The sequence below is a fragment of the Tianweitania sediminis genome, assembly GCF_017813335.1.
GTDB lineage: Bacteria > Pseudomonadota > Alphaproteobacteria > Rhizobiales > Rhizobiaceae > Tianweitania > Tianweitania sediminis.
The window spans coordinates 143,899-156,167 of the sequence record NZ_JAGIYY010000003.1; the positions used below are offsets into that span (position 1 = coordinate 143,899).

General features: G+C 61.7%; 12 protein-coding genes. 3 read left to right on the plus strand and 9 right to left on the minus strand.

The window, feature by feature from the left end; genetic code table 11:
• The first annotated feature begins 5 nt into the window (after positions 1 to 5).
• Positions 6 to 707, plus strand: coding sequence for a TerC family protein (locus J5Y06_RS11255; RefSeq protein ID WP_209335259.1), 702 nt, complete (start codon positions 6 to 8; stop codon positions 705 to 707).
• A 130-nt stretch (positions 708 to 837) separates the two neighbouring features.
• Here J5Y06_RS11255 and J5Y06_RS11260 read toward each other — a convergent pair whose 3' ends face one another.
• Positions 838 to 1,287 carry a hypothetical protein gene (locus J5Y06_RS11260; RefSeq protein WP_209335260.1) on the minus strand — a complete coding sequence of 150 codons (450 nt, stop codon included), beginning with the start codon at positions 1,285 to 1,287 and terminating at the stop codon, positions 838 to 840.
• A gap of 92 nt (positions 1,288 to 1,379) precedes the next feature.
• Between J5Y06_RS11260 and J5Y06_RS11265 the strand changes: the two genes are divergently transcribed.
• A complete protein-coding gene (locus J5Y06_RS11265; RefSeq protein WP_209335261.1) occupies positions 1,380 to 1,856 on the plus strand; it encodes a MarR family winged helix-turn-helix transcriptional regulator in 477 nt (158 codons plus the stop codon).
• Between the two features lie 150 nt (positions 1,857 to 2,006).
• Here J5Y06_RS11265 and J5Y06_RS11270 read toward each other — a convergent pair whose 3' ends face one another.
• From J5Y06_RS11270 to aptA, 7 genes are all read right to left on the minus strand, one after another.
• Positions 2,007 to 2,978, minus strand: coding sequence for an ABC transporter substrate-binding protein (locus J5Y06_RS11270; RefSeq protein ID WP_209335262.1), 972 nt, complete (start codon positions 2,976 to 2,978; stop codon positions 2,007 to 2,009).
• A gap of 18 nt (positions 2,979 to 2,996) precedes the next feature.
• Positions 2,997 to 4,115 (minus strand): ABC transporter permease, encoded by a 1,119-nt coding sequence (locus tag J5Y06_RS11275; RefSeq protein WP_209335263.1) that lies wholly within the window; start codon positions 4,113 to 4,115, stop codon positions 2,997 to 2,999.
• Positions 4,112 to 4,993, minus strand: a complete 882-nt coding sequence (locus J5Y06_RS11280; RefSeq protein WP_209335264.1) for an ABC transporter permease — start codon at positions 4,991 to 4,993, stop codon at positions 4,112 to 4,114. Before J5Y06_RS11280 ends, J5Y06_RS11275 begins: the two co-directional genes overlap by 4 nt.
• An 8-nt stretch (positions 4,994 to 5,001) precedes the next feature.
• Positions 5,002 to 5,823, minus strand: coding sequence for an ABC transporter ATP-binding protein (locus tag J5Y06_RS11285; RefSeq protein ID WP_209335265.1), 822 nt, complete (start codon positions 5,821 to 5,823; stop codon positions 5,002 to 5,004).
• 10 nt (positions 5,824 to 5,833) lie between these two features.
• Complete coding sequence (gene hydA, locus J5Y06_RS11290; RefSeq protein WP_209335266.1) at positions 5,834 to 7,285, minus strand: dihydropyrimidinase; 1,452 nt, start codon at positions 7,283 to 7,285, stop codon at positions 5,834 to 5,836.
• Between the two features lie 78 nt (positions 7,286 to 7,363).
• Positions 7,364 to 8,614 carry a Zn-dependent hydrolase gene (locus J5Y06_RS11295; RefSeq protein ID WP_209335267.1) on the minus strand — a complete coding sequence of 417 codons (1,251 nt, stop codon included), beginning with the start codon at positions 8,612 to 8,614 and terminating at the stop codon, positions 7,364 to 7,366.
• Positions 8,615 to 8,705: 91 nt separating this feature from the next.
• A complete protein-coding gene (gene aptA / locus J5Y06_RS11300) occupies positions 8,706 to 10,031 on the minus strand; it encodes an omega-aminotransferase AptA (RefSeq protein ID WP_209335268.1) in 1,326 nt (441 codons plus the stop codon).
• 230 nt (positions 10,032 to 10,261) lie between these two features.
• On the opposite strand from aptA, the gene J5Y06_RS11305 reads away from it, so the two are divergent.
• A complete protein-coding gene (locus tag J5Y06_RS11305) occupies positions 10,262 to 10,882 on the plus strand; it encodes a TetR family transcriptional regulator C-terminal domain-containing protein (protein ID WP_209335269.1) in 621 nt (206 codons plus the stop codon).
• 33 nt (positions 10,883 to 10,915) lie between these two features.
• Here J5Y06_RS11305 and preA read toward each other — a convergent pair whose 3' ends face one another.
• Positions 10,916 to 12,265, minus strand: a complete 1,350-nt coding sequence (preA, locus tag J5Y06_RS11310) for an NAD-dependent dihydropyrimidine dehydrogenase subunit PreA (RefSeq protein WP_209335270.1) — start codon at positions 12,263 to 12,265, stop codon at positions 10,916 to 10,918.
• Positions 12,266 to 12,269 lie beyond the last annotated feature (4 nt).

Below are 12,269 nucleotides of genomic sequence, written 5' to 3' on the forward strand. Positions count from 1 at the left end.
TTTCCATGGAAATCTTCACAGCAGCTGGGTTCTGGGCGCTGCTTCAGGTCATGGCGATCGATCTCGTTCTGGCGGGTGACAACGCCATCGTTATCGGGTTGGCCGCGGCAGGACTGCCAGCAGATCAGCGCAAGCGCGCCATCCTTGTCGGCATCATCGCTGCCACGGTTCTACGCATCTGCTTTGCCCTGATCACCACGTGGCTTCTGGCCATTGGTCCCATTTTGCTGATCGCAGGCGGCCTGCTGCTGCTTTGGGTCTGCTGGAAGATGTATCGCGAGCTCAGCGTCAGCCACGAGCAGGAAGAAGAAGCCACCGAAGCGTTGATGAACGCCGAGGGGAAGACCACCGGCGCCGTTCCGCGCAAGACCTTCGCGCAGGCCGCGTGGCAGATCGTGATTGCCGACGTGTCGATGTCCCTCGACAACGTGCTGGCCGTTGCCGGCGCCGCGATGGAGCACCCGACGGTGCTCATCATCGGCCTCGTTCTCTCAATCGCCCTCATGGGTCTGGCAGCTACGTTCGTCGCGCGCCTGCTGCACAAGTACCGGTGGATCGCCTGGATCGGCCTGCTGGTGATCTTGTATGTCGCGCTGAAGATGCTGCTCGAAGGCGCCATCGGCGAATTTCCGGAACAGCTCGGCTTCCTAGAAACCTATCTCGGCTGGGTGGGCATACACGGCCCTTCCGCCGCGACAGGTCATTGATCGGACACGCATCGAGCGTCAGACCGGAGCGTGGACTGCGACGTTCACGCTCGCGGCAAACCCCCAGAGCCATGGCAACTTTTGGGGTTTGCCTTTGCTGCAGAGGATGGCAGCGGACCAAAGCTGAATTTCACGCGGCCCGATGGCGCAGTCGGCCCTGCCTCATCTTCAAGCCGTCCCGCATGTTGAGCCCGAGCAGCGTGATGTTCACCGCGCCGGCCAGAAGTTCGAGCACCTGCACTGCATAAAAGCTCGTGTCGAACGCGGCGGCGCCAGCCTTGGAGGCGAGGAACAGGGCTGACGGGATCAGCACCAGAATGCCGTTGGCAGCGATCACCGGCATGCGCTTGGCCTTAGCTCCGACCAATCCTCGCCGTCGCCCCTGAGCCAGGGCGAACCCCGAACCTCCGACTGCGATCAGTGCCGGGACAAGCAAAAGGAAGCCCCATGGGATCGTGGTTTTGACGGCGACGACTGCAGCCTGCGAACCGAGCAGCTCCGACAGCACTGTCGAGAGCCAGAAAGTCGCAATCAGGCCAAGCGCGACCGTGCCTGTTATCCGATGGATGATCCGGATCATGGTGCTTGCGCCTCGCCTTGTCATCATGCTTAAAGTACGTCAGCATAGTTACGCATCGACATCATAATGTCAAGTTGTAAAGGAGGAGCCGTATGAACCAGGTCCGGCGAACCCCGGGCGGAGCCGCCTTGACTGATTTGATCCTCACGATGTTCCGGGCAAACAACCGGACCCTGACCTGGGGCGATCGCCTCGTCGCACCGCAGGGGCTCACCAGCGCACGCTGGCAGGTTCTTGGTGCGATCGTTTATGCCGAGCGTCCGCAGCCGGTGGCGTGGCTCGCCCGTGACCTTGGTGCGAACCGTCAGAATGTTCAGCGCATCATCAATGACCTGCACAAGGACGGGCTGGTCGCCTTCGCGCCCAACCCACACCACAAACGGGCGCAGCTTGTTGCTCTAACGGAGAAAGGTCAGCAGACCTATGAGGCCGCGATCCGCTCCTACGACCCTGCCGCCAACGCGCTTGCTGACGGGCTGGACGTCGAGGACATCCAGACAGCGCACCGAGTCCTTCTGGCGCTGCGCAAGAGGCTCGAGGGAGACGATGATGCCGAAGAGCAGGACTGATGCTGATGACGCTGTTTGCATTCAATGGCCGCTCGAATTCCGGTGAAACCGAGCCGGACCGAGGTGAGCAACGGACCACGTCCGCTACTCCAATCATAAGAAGGGGCGGTTCAACACCGCCCCTTCTTCTTATCGGGTCGATGACGACGCTTACTGCTGCGCCGCTTCAACGATTTCGTTGGTGTAGGCACCTTCCGGAGCCTTGGACACGATCTTCTGGTCCACCACCATCTTGGCCGTTTGCTCGTAGGCCTGCTGGTCAAGCTTGCCGGTACCATCGCCGAGCAGCTTCGCCACCTCACCCATCATGCGCTTCTGGTGGTTCTCGTCCTGACCCCCGTTGTCGACCACGATTTCCGCGGCTTCTTCCGGGTTTTCCTTGGCATATTCCCAGCCCTTCAGCGAAGCGCGTACGAAGCGGGCCATCTTGTCCTTGAAGGCAGGATCCTGGAGCTTGTCTTCCATGACATAGAGACCGTCTTCCAGCATCGCGTTGCCGAGTTCGGTGTAGTTGAAGACAACGAGATCTTCCGGCTTGAAGCCGGCATCGATCGCCTGCCAATACTCGTTGTAGGTCATCACGGAGATGCAGTCGGCCTGCTTTTGCACCAGCGGCTGCACGTCGAAGCTCTGCTTCAGAACCGTCACGCCCTCCGGCCCGCCTTCCGTTGAAAGCCCAAGCTTGTTCATCCAGGCATAGAACGGATACTCGTTGCCGAAGAACCAGACACCGAGTGTCTTACCCTTGAAGTCTGCCTCGGTCTGCACCGGTCCATCCTTCGGACACACCATCTGAAGGCCGGACTTGGCGAAGGGCTGGGCGATGTTGACGAGCGGCACGCCCTTGTCGCGAGCCGACAGGGCGGCGGCCATCCAGGTCACCACCACATCCGCACCCCCGCCCGCGATTACCTGTTCCGGAGCGATATCCGGCCCGCCTGGCTTGATCGTGACGTCGAGGTTCTCCTCGTCGTAGAAGCCTTTTTCTTCGGCAACATAGTAACCGGCGAACTGGGCTTGCGTGACCCACTTCAACTGCAATGTGACCGGGTCTGCAGCCCAGGCCTGCCCGGCTGCGAGCGCCATTGCGCCACCCAGCAAAAGTCCCATCATTTTCTTCATTGTTTTTTCCCTCTGAAGTTACGCCCTTCCGGAGCGAAAGGACGGATGCCAGAACGTCACCGAGCGCTCCGCAAGCGCAATGACGCCGTAGAAGAGTGAGCCGATCACCGCCGCAACGGCAATCTCCGCCCAAACCATATCCACATTCATGCGGCCCACTTCGGTCGAGATGCGAAACCCCATCCCCACCACCGGTGTGCCGAAGAATTCGGCAACGATAGCGCCGATCAGCGCAAGTGTGGAATTGATTTTGAGGGCGTTGAAGATGAAGGGCGCGGCGGCCGGGAGCCGCAGTTTGACAAGGCTTTGCCAATAGCCCGCGGCGTAGGTCCGCATGAGGTCGCGCTCGATGCTGGAGGTCACGGAAAGACCGGCAACGGTGTTCACCAGCATTGGGAAAAAGGTCATGATGACGACCACCGCCGCCTTGGAATGCCAGTCGAAGCCGAACCACATCACCATGATGGGCGCCACGCCGATAATGGGCAGCGCGGACACCATGTTGCCGATGGGCAGCAGGCCCCGGCGCATGAAGGGAATGCGGTCGGCAAGGATCGCAACAAGGAAGCCCGCGCCGCAGCCGAGGAGATAGCCCACCAGCACCGACTTGAAGATGGTCTGGTTCACGTCGGCGGCGATCACCGGCAGCGATGTCACGAGCCGCGCAAAGATCGCGCTTGGTGGCGGCAAGAGGATGAAAGGGATGCCGAGACCGCGCGTGAACGCTTCCCAGAAGAGCAGGATCCAGGCCCCGAAAAGCATCGGGATGATGAGCGCCAAGGACGCTTGAACGTCGCGCCGCCTGCAGCGAACCGCAGAAAGGAGGGCAACCAGTTGCCAGGCGAGCAGCCAAGCCGCTGCAAGCGCCAGGAAGAAGGAGTCATCGGCGCTGCCGGGTCGCTCAAGAAGCGACCGGATCAGCAGCCAGGCCGTGGCGTGGGGCGCAACCGCAAGAACAATCAAGCGGAGCCAGTTCGGCACCGGCATGGCGCCGGCCGCGGCACCGAGAAGCAGCAGGATGAATACGGTGGCTTCCAGCCCGGGCGACGGGTCAGCGCTATGGAAGGGCAAACCGAGCCAGGCCATGCCAAGAAGCAGGAGAACCACCCAGGGCTGCCACAACTGGAGCGACTTCATGCCGTGCGGGCTCCCATCCGCCGCTGAACCACACGACTGGCAAGATCCACGGCGGTCACCAGCAGAAGCGCAACAACGCTGCCGGCAATCAACGCGGCGAACATATCGATCGTCTGGCTGTAATAGGATCCCGCCAGCAGCTTCGCGCCGATCCCGGCCACCGCTCCCGTCGGGAGTTCGCCCACGATGGCGCCAACGAGGCTGGCGGCAATGGCTACCTTCATGGATGCGAAAAGAAACGGCACCGAGGCCGGCAGCCTGAGCTTCCAGAAGGTCTGGGCCCCGGATGCATGGTAGGTCCGCATCAGGTCGAGGTTGATCAGGTCCGGCGAGCGCAGCCCCTTCACCATGCCGACGGCCACCGGAAAGAAGGACAGATACGTCGAGATCAGCGCCTTCGGCAGAAGCCCGGTGAGGTTCACCGCAGCCAGCACCACGATGATCATGGGCGCCAAGGCGAGGATCGGGATGGTTTGCGAAGCAATCAGCCACGGCATCAAGCTGCGGTCGAGCGATACGAAATGCACGATGCCCACCGCAATCAGGATGCCGAGCGCGGTGCCGATGGCAAAGCCGAGCAGGGTCGAGGCCAGCGTCACGCCGGCATGGTAGACCAGACTGCGATTACTGGTGATTTTCCGCAGAAAGGTGTTTTCAAATACATTCGTCGCCACCTGATGCGGTGCCGGTAGCGTTGGTTTCGGCTGTGTCATCGTGGCGATGAAGAAGTCGGTGCTGCTTCGCGTGACACCGCCGCGACGATCGAGATCGCGCTGGAATGGAGCGTTCATCGCGTAGGTGCCGACATACCAGATCGCCAGGATGGCGAGCAGAATGATCGCAACCGGCAAGACGCGACCATCACCCCGCGCGCGCATCAGGCCCCTCACTCATCATAGGAATGCCCCGCCCGCAGACCATCCCGCACGCGGGCGGCGATCGCCAGGAACGCCGGTGTTTCGCGTATGTCGAGCGGCCGGTCCCGCGGAAGATCGGACTCGATCACGTCCGTCACACGCCCGGGCCGCGGCGACATCACCACGATGCGCGTCGAAAGATAAACAGCTTCCGGAATGGAATGGGTGACGAAGCAGATCGTCTTGCTTGTTCGCTCCCAAAGCTCCAGCAACTGCTGGTTCAGGTGATCGCGAACGATCTCGTCCAGCGCGCCAAAAGGCTCGTCCATCAGGAGAAGGTCGGCATCGAAAGACAGAGCCCGGGCGATGGAAGCACGCTGCTGCATGCCGCCGGAAAGCTGCCAGGGAAACTTCTTTTTGAAGCCGGTGAGATTGACGAGATCCAAGGTGCGAGCGATGCGCGCCCGCTTGTCTGCGGCCGAAAAGCCCATGATCTCGAGCGGCAGCGCCACGTTGTTTTCAATGGTGCGCCAAGGGTAAAGGGCAGCCGCCTGGAAAACGTAGCCGTAGGCGCGGCGCTCCCGTGCCTGTTGGGGACTCATGCCGTTCACGGAGATCGCGCCCTGCGTGGGCTGCTCCAGATCGGCGATGACGCGCAGAAAGGTTGTCTTCCCGCATCCGGAAGGTCCGATAAAGGAAACGAACTCACCCTTGTTGATCGTCAGGTCCACATCGGCCAGCGCTTGAACGGGGCCGTCATTGGTTTCGAAGGTGAGGCCAAGGCCGCGCGCGGAAACGGCGGGCGGCACGGCTGGGCTGGCTGGTTGAAGCTGGCTGGCAGGGTTGTGCATGAAGAATGGCTTACACGCCCGAAGCCGGAATGCCGGTCCGTTCCACCTTTCGTGGCGCCGTGATCTCCTTCCAGGTCGACAAGGCGCGGTTCACTGCCGGGAAAGGAGCGCGTTCCACGAATTGCCCGCTGCCGGGCCGCGCATCGACCTTCTGTTCCTCCACCACGCATTCGCCGCGCGTGAACACGAAGCGCGGGAGACCTGTGACCTCAACGCCTTCAAAAACGTTGTAGTCGATCACCGATTGCTGCGCACCGGCCGAGATCGTCTTGGAGCGCTTCGGGTCCCACACAACGATGTCGGCATCAGAGCCTTCGAGGATGGCACCCTTCTTCGGGTACATGTTGAGGATCTTGGCGATGTTGGTGGAGGTCACCGCAACGAACTCGTTCATCGTCAACCGGCCGGTGGCGACGCCGCGGGTCCAAAGAACCGGCATGCGGTCCTCCAGGCCACCCGTGCCGTTCGGGATCTTGGTGAAGTCGCCAACCCCCGTGCGCTTCTGTTCGGTGGTGAACGCGCAATGGTCGGTGGCCACGACCTGAAGCGATCCGGATTGCAGGCCCGCCCAAAGCGAATCCTGATGCTGCTTGTTGCGGAAAGGCGGGCTCATCACGCGGCGGGCCGCATGGTCCCAATCCTTGTTCATGTACTCGCTTTCGTCGAGCACCAGATGCTGGACCAGCGGCTCGCCAAACACGCGCATGCCCTTTTGGCGCGCCCGGCGGATCGCCTCATGGCTTTGTTCGCAGGACACATGGACGACGTAGAGCGGCGCGTTGGCCATGTCGGCGATCATGATGGCACGGTTGGTCGCCTCACCTTCCACTTCTGGCGGGCGCGAATAGGCATGCGCTTCCGGACCGTTGTTGCCCGCGGCCAGAAGCTTCTGGCTGAGCGCTGCAACAACGTCGCCGTTTTCGGCATGGACGAGCGGCAGCGCACCAAGCGCGCTGCAGCGCTGGAACGAGGAAAACATCTCGTCGTCATCCACCATCAGCGCGCCCTTGTAGGCCATAAAGTGCTTGAAGGTGTTGATGCCGCGGTCCACGACCTCCGCCATCTCGTTGAACACCTGTTCGCCCCACCACGTCACGGCCATGTGGAACGTGTAGTCGGAGCACGCCTTGGCCGACTTGTTGTCCCACATCTTGATGGCGTCGAGCAGCGACTGGCCCGGAGACGGAAGGCAGAAATCCACCACCATCGTAGTGCCGCCGGACAAGGCCGCGCGGGTGCCGCTTTCGAAATCATCCGCCGAATAGGTGCCCATGAAGGGCATTTCGAGATGCGTATGCGGATCGACGCCGCCCGGCATCACATAACAACCGGTGGCATCGAAGCTTTCGTCGCCGGAAAGGTTCTGACCGATCTTCGTGATCACCCCGCCTTCGATCAGCACATCCGCCTTGTAGGTCAGGTCTGCGGTGACGATGGTGCCGTTCTTGATGACTTTGGACATCGAGTTCCCCAACTCTTGTTTGTTCTTTGTCCGGGCGGACCGGCAGGTGCAGCCACCCGCTACCGTCGGCGATGCTCCCTATGCGACGATCTCTGCCGTCTCTACCACGGCGTGAAACAGGACGTCGCAACCCGCAGCCGCCCATTCCCGCGTAATCTCCTCAGCTTCATTGTGGCTGAGGCCATCGACGCAAGGGCAGAAGATCATCGCCGTGGGAGCCACGCGATTGATCCAGCAGGCGTCATGCCCGGCCCCCGAAACGATGTCGCGGTGGCTATAGCCGAGCCGCTCTGCAGCACCGCGGACGGCTGCAACGCAGCCCTCGTCAAAGGTCACCGGATCGAAATGGCCGACCTGCTCGATCTCATAGGCGATATCCAGGGCCTCGCAGATCGTGGCGACCCCGTCGCGGATGCGCTCATCCATTTCGTCCAGCGTTTCCTTGTCGGGAGACCGAATGTCGATCGTGAAGACCGTCTTGCCGGCGATGATGTTGCGGGAGTTCGGATAGGTTTCAATGTGGCCGATCGCGCCAACGGCGTCCGGCTGGTAGTCCATCGCAATCTCGTGGACGAGTTCGGTGACCCGCGCCATGCCGAGACCGGCGTTGCGACGCTTGGGCATGGGCGTCGAGCCGGTGTGGGCTTCGCGGCCGGTCAGCGTGACCTGAAGCCACTTCAAGCCTTGGCCATGGGTGACCACACCGATATCGATGTTTTCGTCTTCGAGGATCGGGCCCTGCTCGATGTGAAGCTCGAAGAAGGCTTTCATTTTGCGCGAGCCGACCGGCTCCTCGCCCTTCCAGCCGATGCGCTCAAGCTCGGCGCCAAAGGTCTTGCCCTTGGCGTCCGTGCGCGCATAGGCCCAGTCCTGCTCCAGCACACCCGCGAAAACGCCGGACGCCAGCATGGCGGGGGCGAACCGGGTGCCCTCCTCGTTTGTCCAGTTGGTGACAACGATCGGATGCTTTGTTCGAATGCCGAGATCATTCAGGGAGCGAATGACCTCAAGGCCGCCAAGCACGCCCAATACGCCGTCGAATTTTCCGCCGGTCGGCTGCGTATCCAGGTGGCTGCCGACATAAACCGGCAGCGCATCCGGGTCGGTGCCCTCGCGCTGGGCAAACATCGTGCCCATGCTATCCACGGCCACCGTCAGACCTGCCTGCTCGCACCAGGATTGGAAGAGATGGCGCCCCTCGCCGTCCTCGTCGGTCAACGTCTGCCTGTTGTTGCCGCCGGCAACACCTGGTCCGATCTTTGCCATATCCATGAGGCTGTCCCATAGCCGGTCCGGGTTGATCCGCAGGTTTTCGCCGGGCGCCGCCATCGCATCTCCTTGAACTTGAACGTTACGTCTTGGCTACGCGAGAGCCGCAGCTTGCCCGACAGCAGACCGCTGCCGGGCAGCCCGAACTGCATCAGTCGATCGCGCGCAGCACTTCGCGAACATGATCGATCAACTCGTCGATCTGGGTCTTGCTGATGATCAACGGCGGCGACAGCGCGATGATGTCGCCCGTGGTACGGATCAGGGCGCCGCGCTCGAACGCCTTCAGGAAGGCTGAAAACGCGCGCTTCGTCGGCTCGCCGGCGATCGGCTCAAGCTCGATCGCGCCAACAAGGCCGATGTTGCGGATGTCGATCACATGCGGTTCGCCCTTCAGGGAGTGCAGTGCATCCTCCCAATAGCCCGCGATCTCAGGTCCGCGCTCCAGCAGCCCTTCTTCCTTGTAGGTTTCCAGCGTCGCGAGACCGGCTGCGCAGGCGATCGGGTTGCCCGAATAGGTATAGCCATGGGCGAACTCGATCATGTGCTCGGGCCCGGTCATGAACGCATCATGGATCTCGCTCGTCACGAACACGGCGCCCATCGGGATCACGCCGTTGGTGACACCCTTGGCGGTGATCATGATGTCCGGCTTCACGCCGAAATAATCGGTGGCGAACGGGGTGCCGAGGCGCCCGAAGCCAGTGATGACCTCGTCAAAGATCAGAAGGATCCCATGCTTGTCGCAGATCTGGCGGAGCTTCTGCAGGTAGCCTTTCGGCGGGATCAGGACGCCGGTGGAGCCGGAAACAGGCTCAACAATCACGGCAGCGATGGTCGACGCGTCATGCAGCGTCACGATCCGCTCCAGTTCGTCGGCGAGTTCTGCGCCATGCTCCGGCTCGCCGCGGGTAAACTGATTCTTGGCGGGAAGATGGGTGTGCGGCAGGTGGTCAACGCCAGTCAGAAGCGTGCCGAACATCTTGCGATTGCCGACAATGCCGCCGACCGAGATACCGCCGAAGTTCACGCCGTGGTAGCCACGCTCGCGACCGATCAAGCGTGTACGTGCGCCCTGCCCCTTCACCCGCTGATAGGCGAGCGCGATCTTGAGCGCGGTTTCCACCGATTCCGAACCGGAATTGGTGAAGAATACGTGGTTCAAGCCAACGGGCGCCATGTCAACAAGGCGGTTGGCGAACTCAAAAGCGATGGGATGGCCCATCTGGAAGGCCGGAGCGTAGTCGAGTTCGGCGGCCTGATGCTGGATCGCTTCCACGATCTTCGGGCGGCAATGGCCCGCATTCACACACCAAAGGCCGGCTGTGCCGTCCATCACCTGGCGACCATCCGCCGTGGTGTAGTGCATGTCCTTGGCCGCAACCAACATGCGCGGCGTTTGCTTGAACTGCCGGTTGGACGTGAAGGGCATCCAGAAAGCAGAAAGGTCGTTGGGGGCATTCACCCGATTCAGCATGCTTCGATCTCCTTGTTCTGTTCCCCACGACAGAAAGAGCATCCAGAACAGACGCTTAGCTGCCGGCAATTTTTGACCGAGCGGACAAAGGTTAGCATTGCGGTTGGGGCGGTCAAGGCAATACTACTGAAGGCGGACGGCAACCGGACGTTCCACGCGGGGGAACGCTCTGGTCCAGTATATTGGTCCAGAACCCTGCTGTTTCGAAGCTTGGAGATCCGCAGTTCACGATGGACGCGCCAGTGCCGCAAACCCGCATCCAGGCTGCCAAGCGCGAGGCCATCCTCGAAGCAGCCCTGGATTGTTTCTCCCGCCTTGGCTTCCGCGGCGCCACGATCGATGCGATCGCCTCCGCAGCCGGCATGTCGAAGCCGAACCTGCTTTATTATTTTCGCCGCAAAGAGGACGTTTACGCCGCGCTGATGCAGCGCCTGTTGGACACGTGGCTGCAGCCATTGCGGGACCTCGACGATGTAGGCGATCCCCTGACAGAACTGCGCGGCTATATCCGACGCAAGCTCGAAATGTCGCGGGACCTTCCGCGGGAAAGCCGCTTGTTCGCCAACGAGATCCTGGAAGGCGCACCCCGGATTCTGCCAATGATCAGGGGCGACCTGAAAGCTCTGGTGGACGAAAAAGCGCTGCTGATCCGCCAATGGATGCAGGATGGAAAGATCCGCCGCACGGACCCTTACCACCTGATCTTCGCGGTCTGGGCGACGACACAGCACTACGCGGACTTTGACACTCAGGTTCGCACAGTGCTTGGACCTGACAAGGGCGCCGACGGGCGCTTCGAGGATGCCGCGCGGTTCCTGGAGCAACTCTTCATGGATGGCCTGAGGCCGTAGCCGCCATCAGCGGACGCCTCTACTCCGCCACGCCTACTCTGCTGGCTCAACCTCCTGTTCCGGTACCTGTACCGGTGTAGGCTTCTGCGCCATCGGGTTGTTGGGGTGCTGCGTCCAGTTGGCATAGGTCGGCTGTACGATCTTGCCGGTGCGACGGTCGAGTTCGCCGGCGTGGAGCGGCACCATGTCGATGCAACCCTCCACCGGACACACGTTCACGCACAGATTACATCCGACACACTCTTCCTCGATCACCTCGAAATGGCGGAGACCATCCACGATGTTGGTGATCGCCTGGTGAGAGGTGTCTTCACAGGCGATATGGCAGCGGCCGCATTTGATGCACAGATCCTGGTTGATGTGCGCCTTCGTGACGTAGTTGAGGTTGAGGTACTGCCAATCGGTCACGTTGGGCGTGGCGCGGCCGATCACGTCGTCCAGCGTGGCATGCCCTTTCTCGTCCATCCAGCTCTTGAGTCCCTCGATCATCTCCTGGACGATCTTGAAGCCGTAGGTCATCGCTGCCGTGCAGACCTGCACATTGCCAGCTCCCAGCGCCAGGAATTCAGCTGCATCGCGCCAGGTCGTGACACCGCCGATGCCGGAAATGGGTAGTCCGCGTGTTTCCGGGTCGCGCGCGATCTCCGCCACCATGTTGAGGGCGATCGGCTTCACTGCCGGACCACAATAGCCGCCATGGCTGCCGCGTCCGTCGATTGACGGTTCGGGCGAGAACGTGTCGAGGTTGACTGCGGTGATGGAGGAGATGGTGTTGATGAGCGACACCGCATCGGCCCCGCCGCGCTTTGCGGCACGTGCGGGGTAGCGGATGTCGGTGATGTTTGGCGTCAGCTTCACGATCACGGGCATGCGGGTGTACTGCTTGCACCAGCGCGCCACCATCTCGATGTACTCGGGCACCTGGCCCACAGCCGAGCCCATGCCGCGCTCGCTCATGCCGTGCGGACAGCCGAAGTTCAACTCGATGCCGTCGACCTCGGTATCCTCCACCAGCGGCAGGATCGCCTTCCACGCCTCTTCCTCGCAAGGAACCATGATGGACGCGACGATGGCTCGGTCGGGGAAGTCCTTTTTGACCTGCTTCATTTCCTGCAGGTTGACCTGCAGCTGCCGGTCGGTGATCAGCTCGATGTTGTTCAAGCCAAGCAGTCGGCGGTCGGCGCCCCAGATGGCGCCATAGCGGGGGCCGTTGACGTTGACGACAGGCGGCCCCTCCTCGCCGAGCGTCTTCCAGACCACCCCGCCCCAGCCAGCCTTGAAGGCGCGCACGACGTTGTAGGCCTTATCGGTAGGCGGCGCGGATGCCAGCCAGAACGGATTGGGTGACTTGATGCCGATGAAGTTGTTGCGAATGTCAGCCATGGGT

Excerpts from the sequence above, each read along its gene's own strand:
- J5Y06_RS11270 (WP_209335262.1), bottom strand. The coding sequence starts at position 2,978 with ATGAAGAAAATGATGGGACTTTTGCTGGGTGGCGCAATGGCGCTCGCA.
- J5Y06_RS11255 (WP_209335259.1), top strand. The coding sequence starts at position 6 with ATGGAAATCTTCACAGCAGCTGGGTTCTGGGCGCTGCTTCAGGTCATG.
- J5Y06_RS11285 (WP_209335265.1), bottom strand. The coding sequence starts at position 5,823 with ATGCACAACCCTGCCAGCCAGCTTCAACCAGCCAGCCCAGCCGTGCCG.
- preA (WP_209335270.1), bottom strand. The coding sequence starts at position 12,265 with ATGGCTGACATTCGCAACAACTTCATCGGCATCAAGTCACCCAATCCG.
- J5Y06_RS11275 (WP_209335263.1), bottom strand. The coding sequence starts at position 4,115 with ATGAAGTCGCTCCAGTTGTGGCAGCCCTGGGTGGTTCTCCTGCTTCTT.
- J5Y06_RS11305 (WP_209335269.1), top strand. The coding sequence starts at position 10,262 with ATGGACGCGCCAGTGCCGCAAACCCGCATCCAGGCTGCCAAGCGCGAG.
- J5Y06_RS11265 (WP_209335261.1), top strand. The coding sequence starts at position 1,380 with ATGAACCAGGTCCGGCGAACCCCGGGCGGAGCCGCCTTGACTGATTTG.
- J5Y06_RS11280 (WP_209335264.1), bottom strand. The coding sequence starts at position 4,993 with ATGCGCGCGCGGGGTGATGGTCGCGTCTTGCCGGTTGCGATCATTCTG.
- J5Y06_RS11260 (WP_209335260.1), bottom strand. The coding sequence starts at position 1,287 with ATGATCCGGATCATCCATCGGATAACAGGCACGGTCGCGCTTGGCCTG.
- hydA (WP_209335266.1), bottom strand. The coding sequence starts at position 7,285 with ATGTCCAAAGTCATCAAGAACGGCACCATCGTCACCGCAGACCTGACC.
- aptA (WP_209335268.1), bottom strand. The coding sequence starts at position 10,031 with ATGCTGAATCGGGTGAATGCCCCCAACGACCTTTCTGCTTTCTGGATG.
- J5Y06_RS11295 (WP_209335267.1), bottom strand. The coding sequence starts at position 8,614 with ATGGCGGCGCCCGGCGAAAACCTGCGGATCAACCCGGACCGGCTATGG.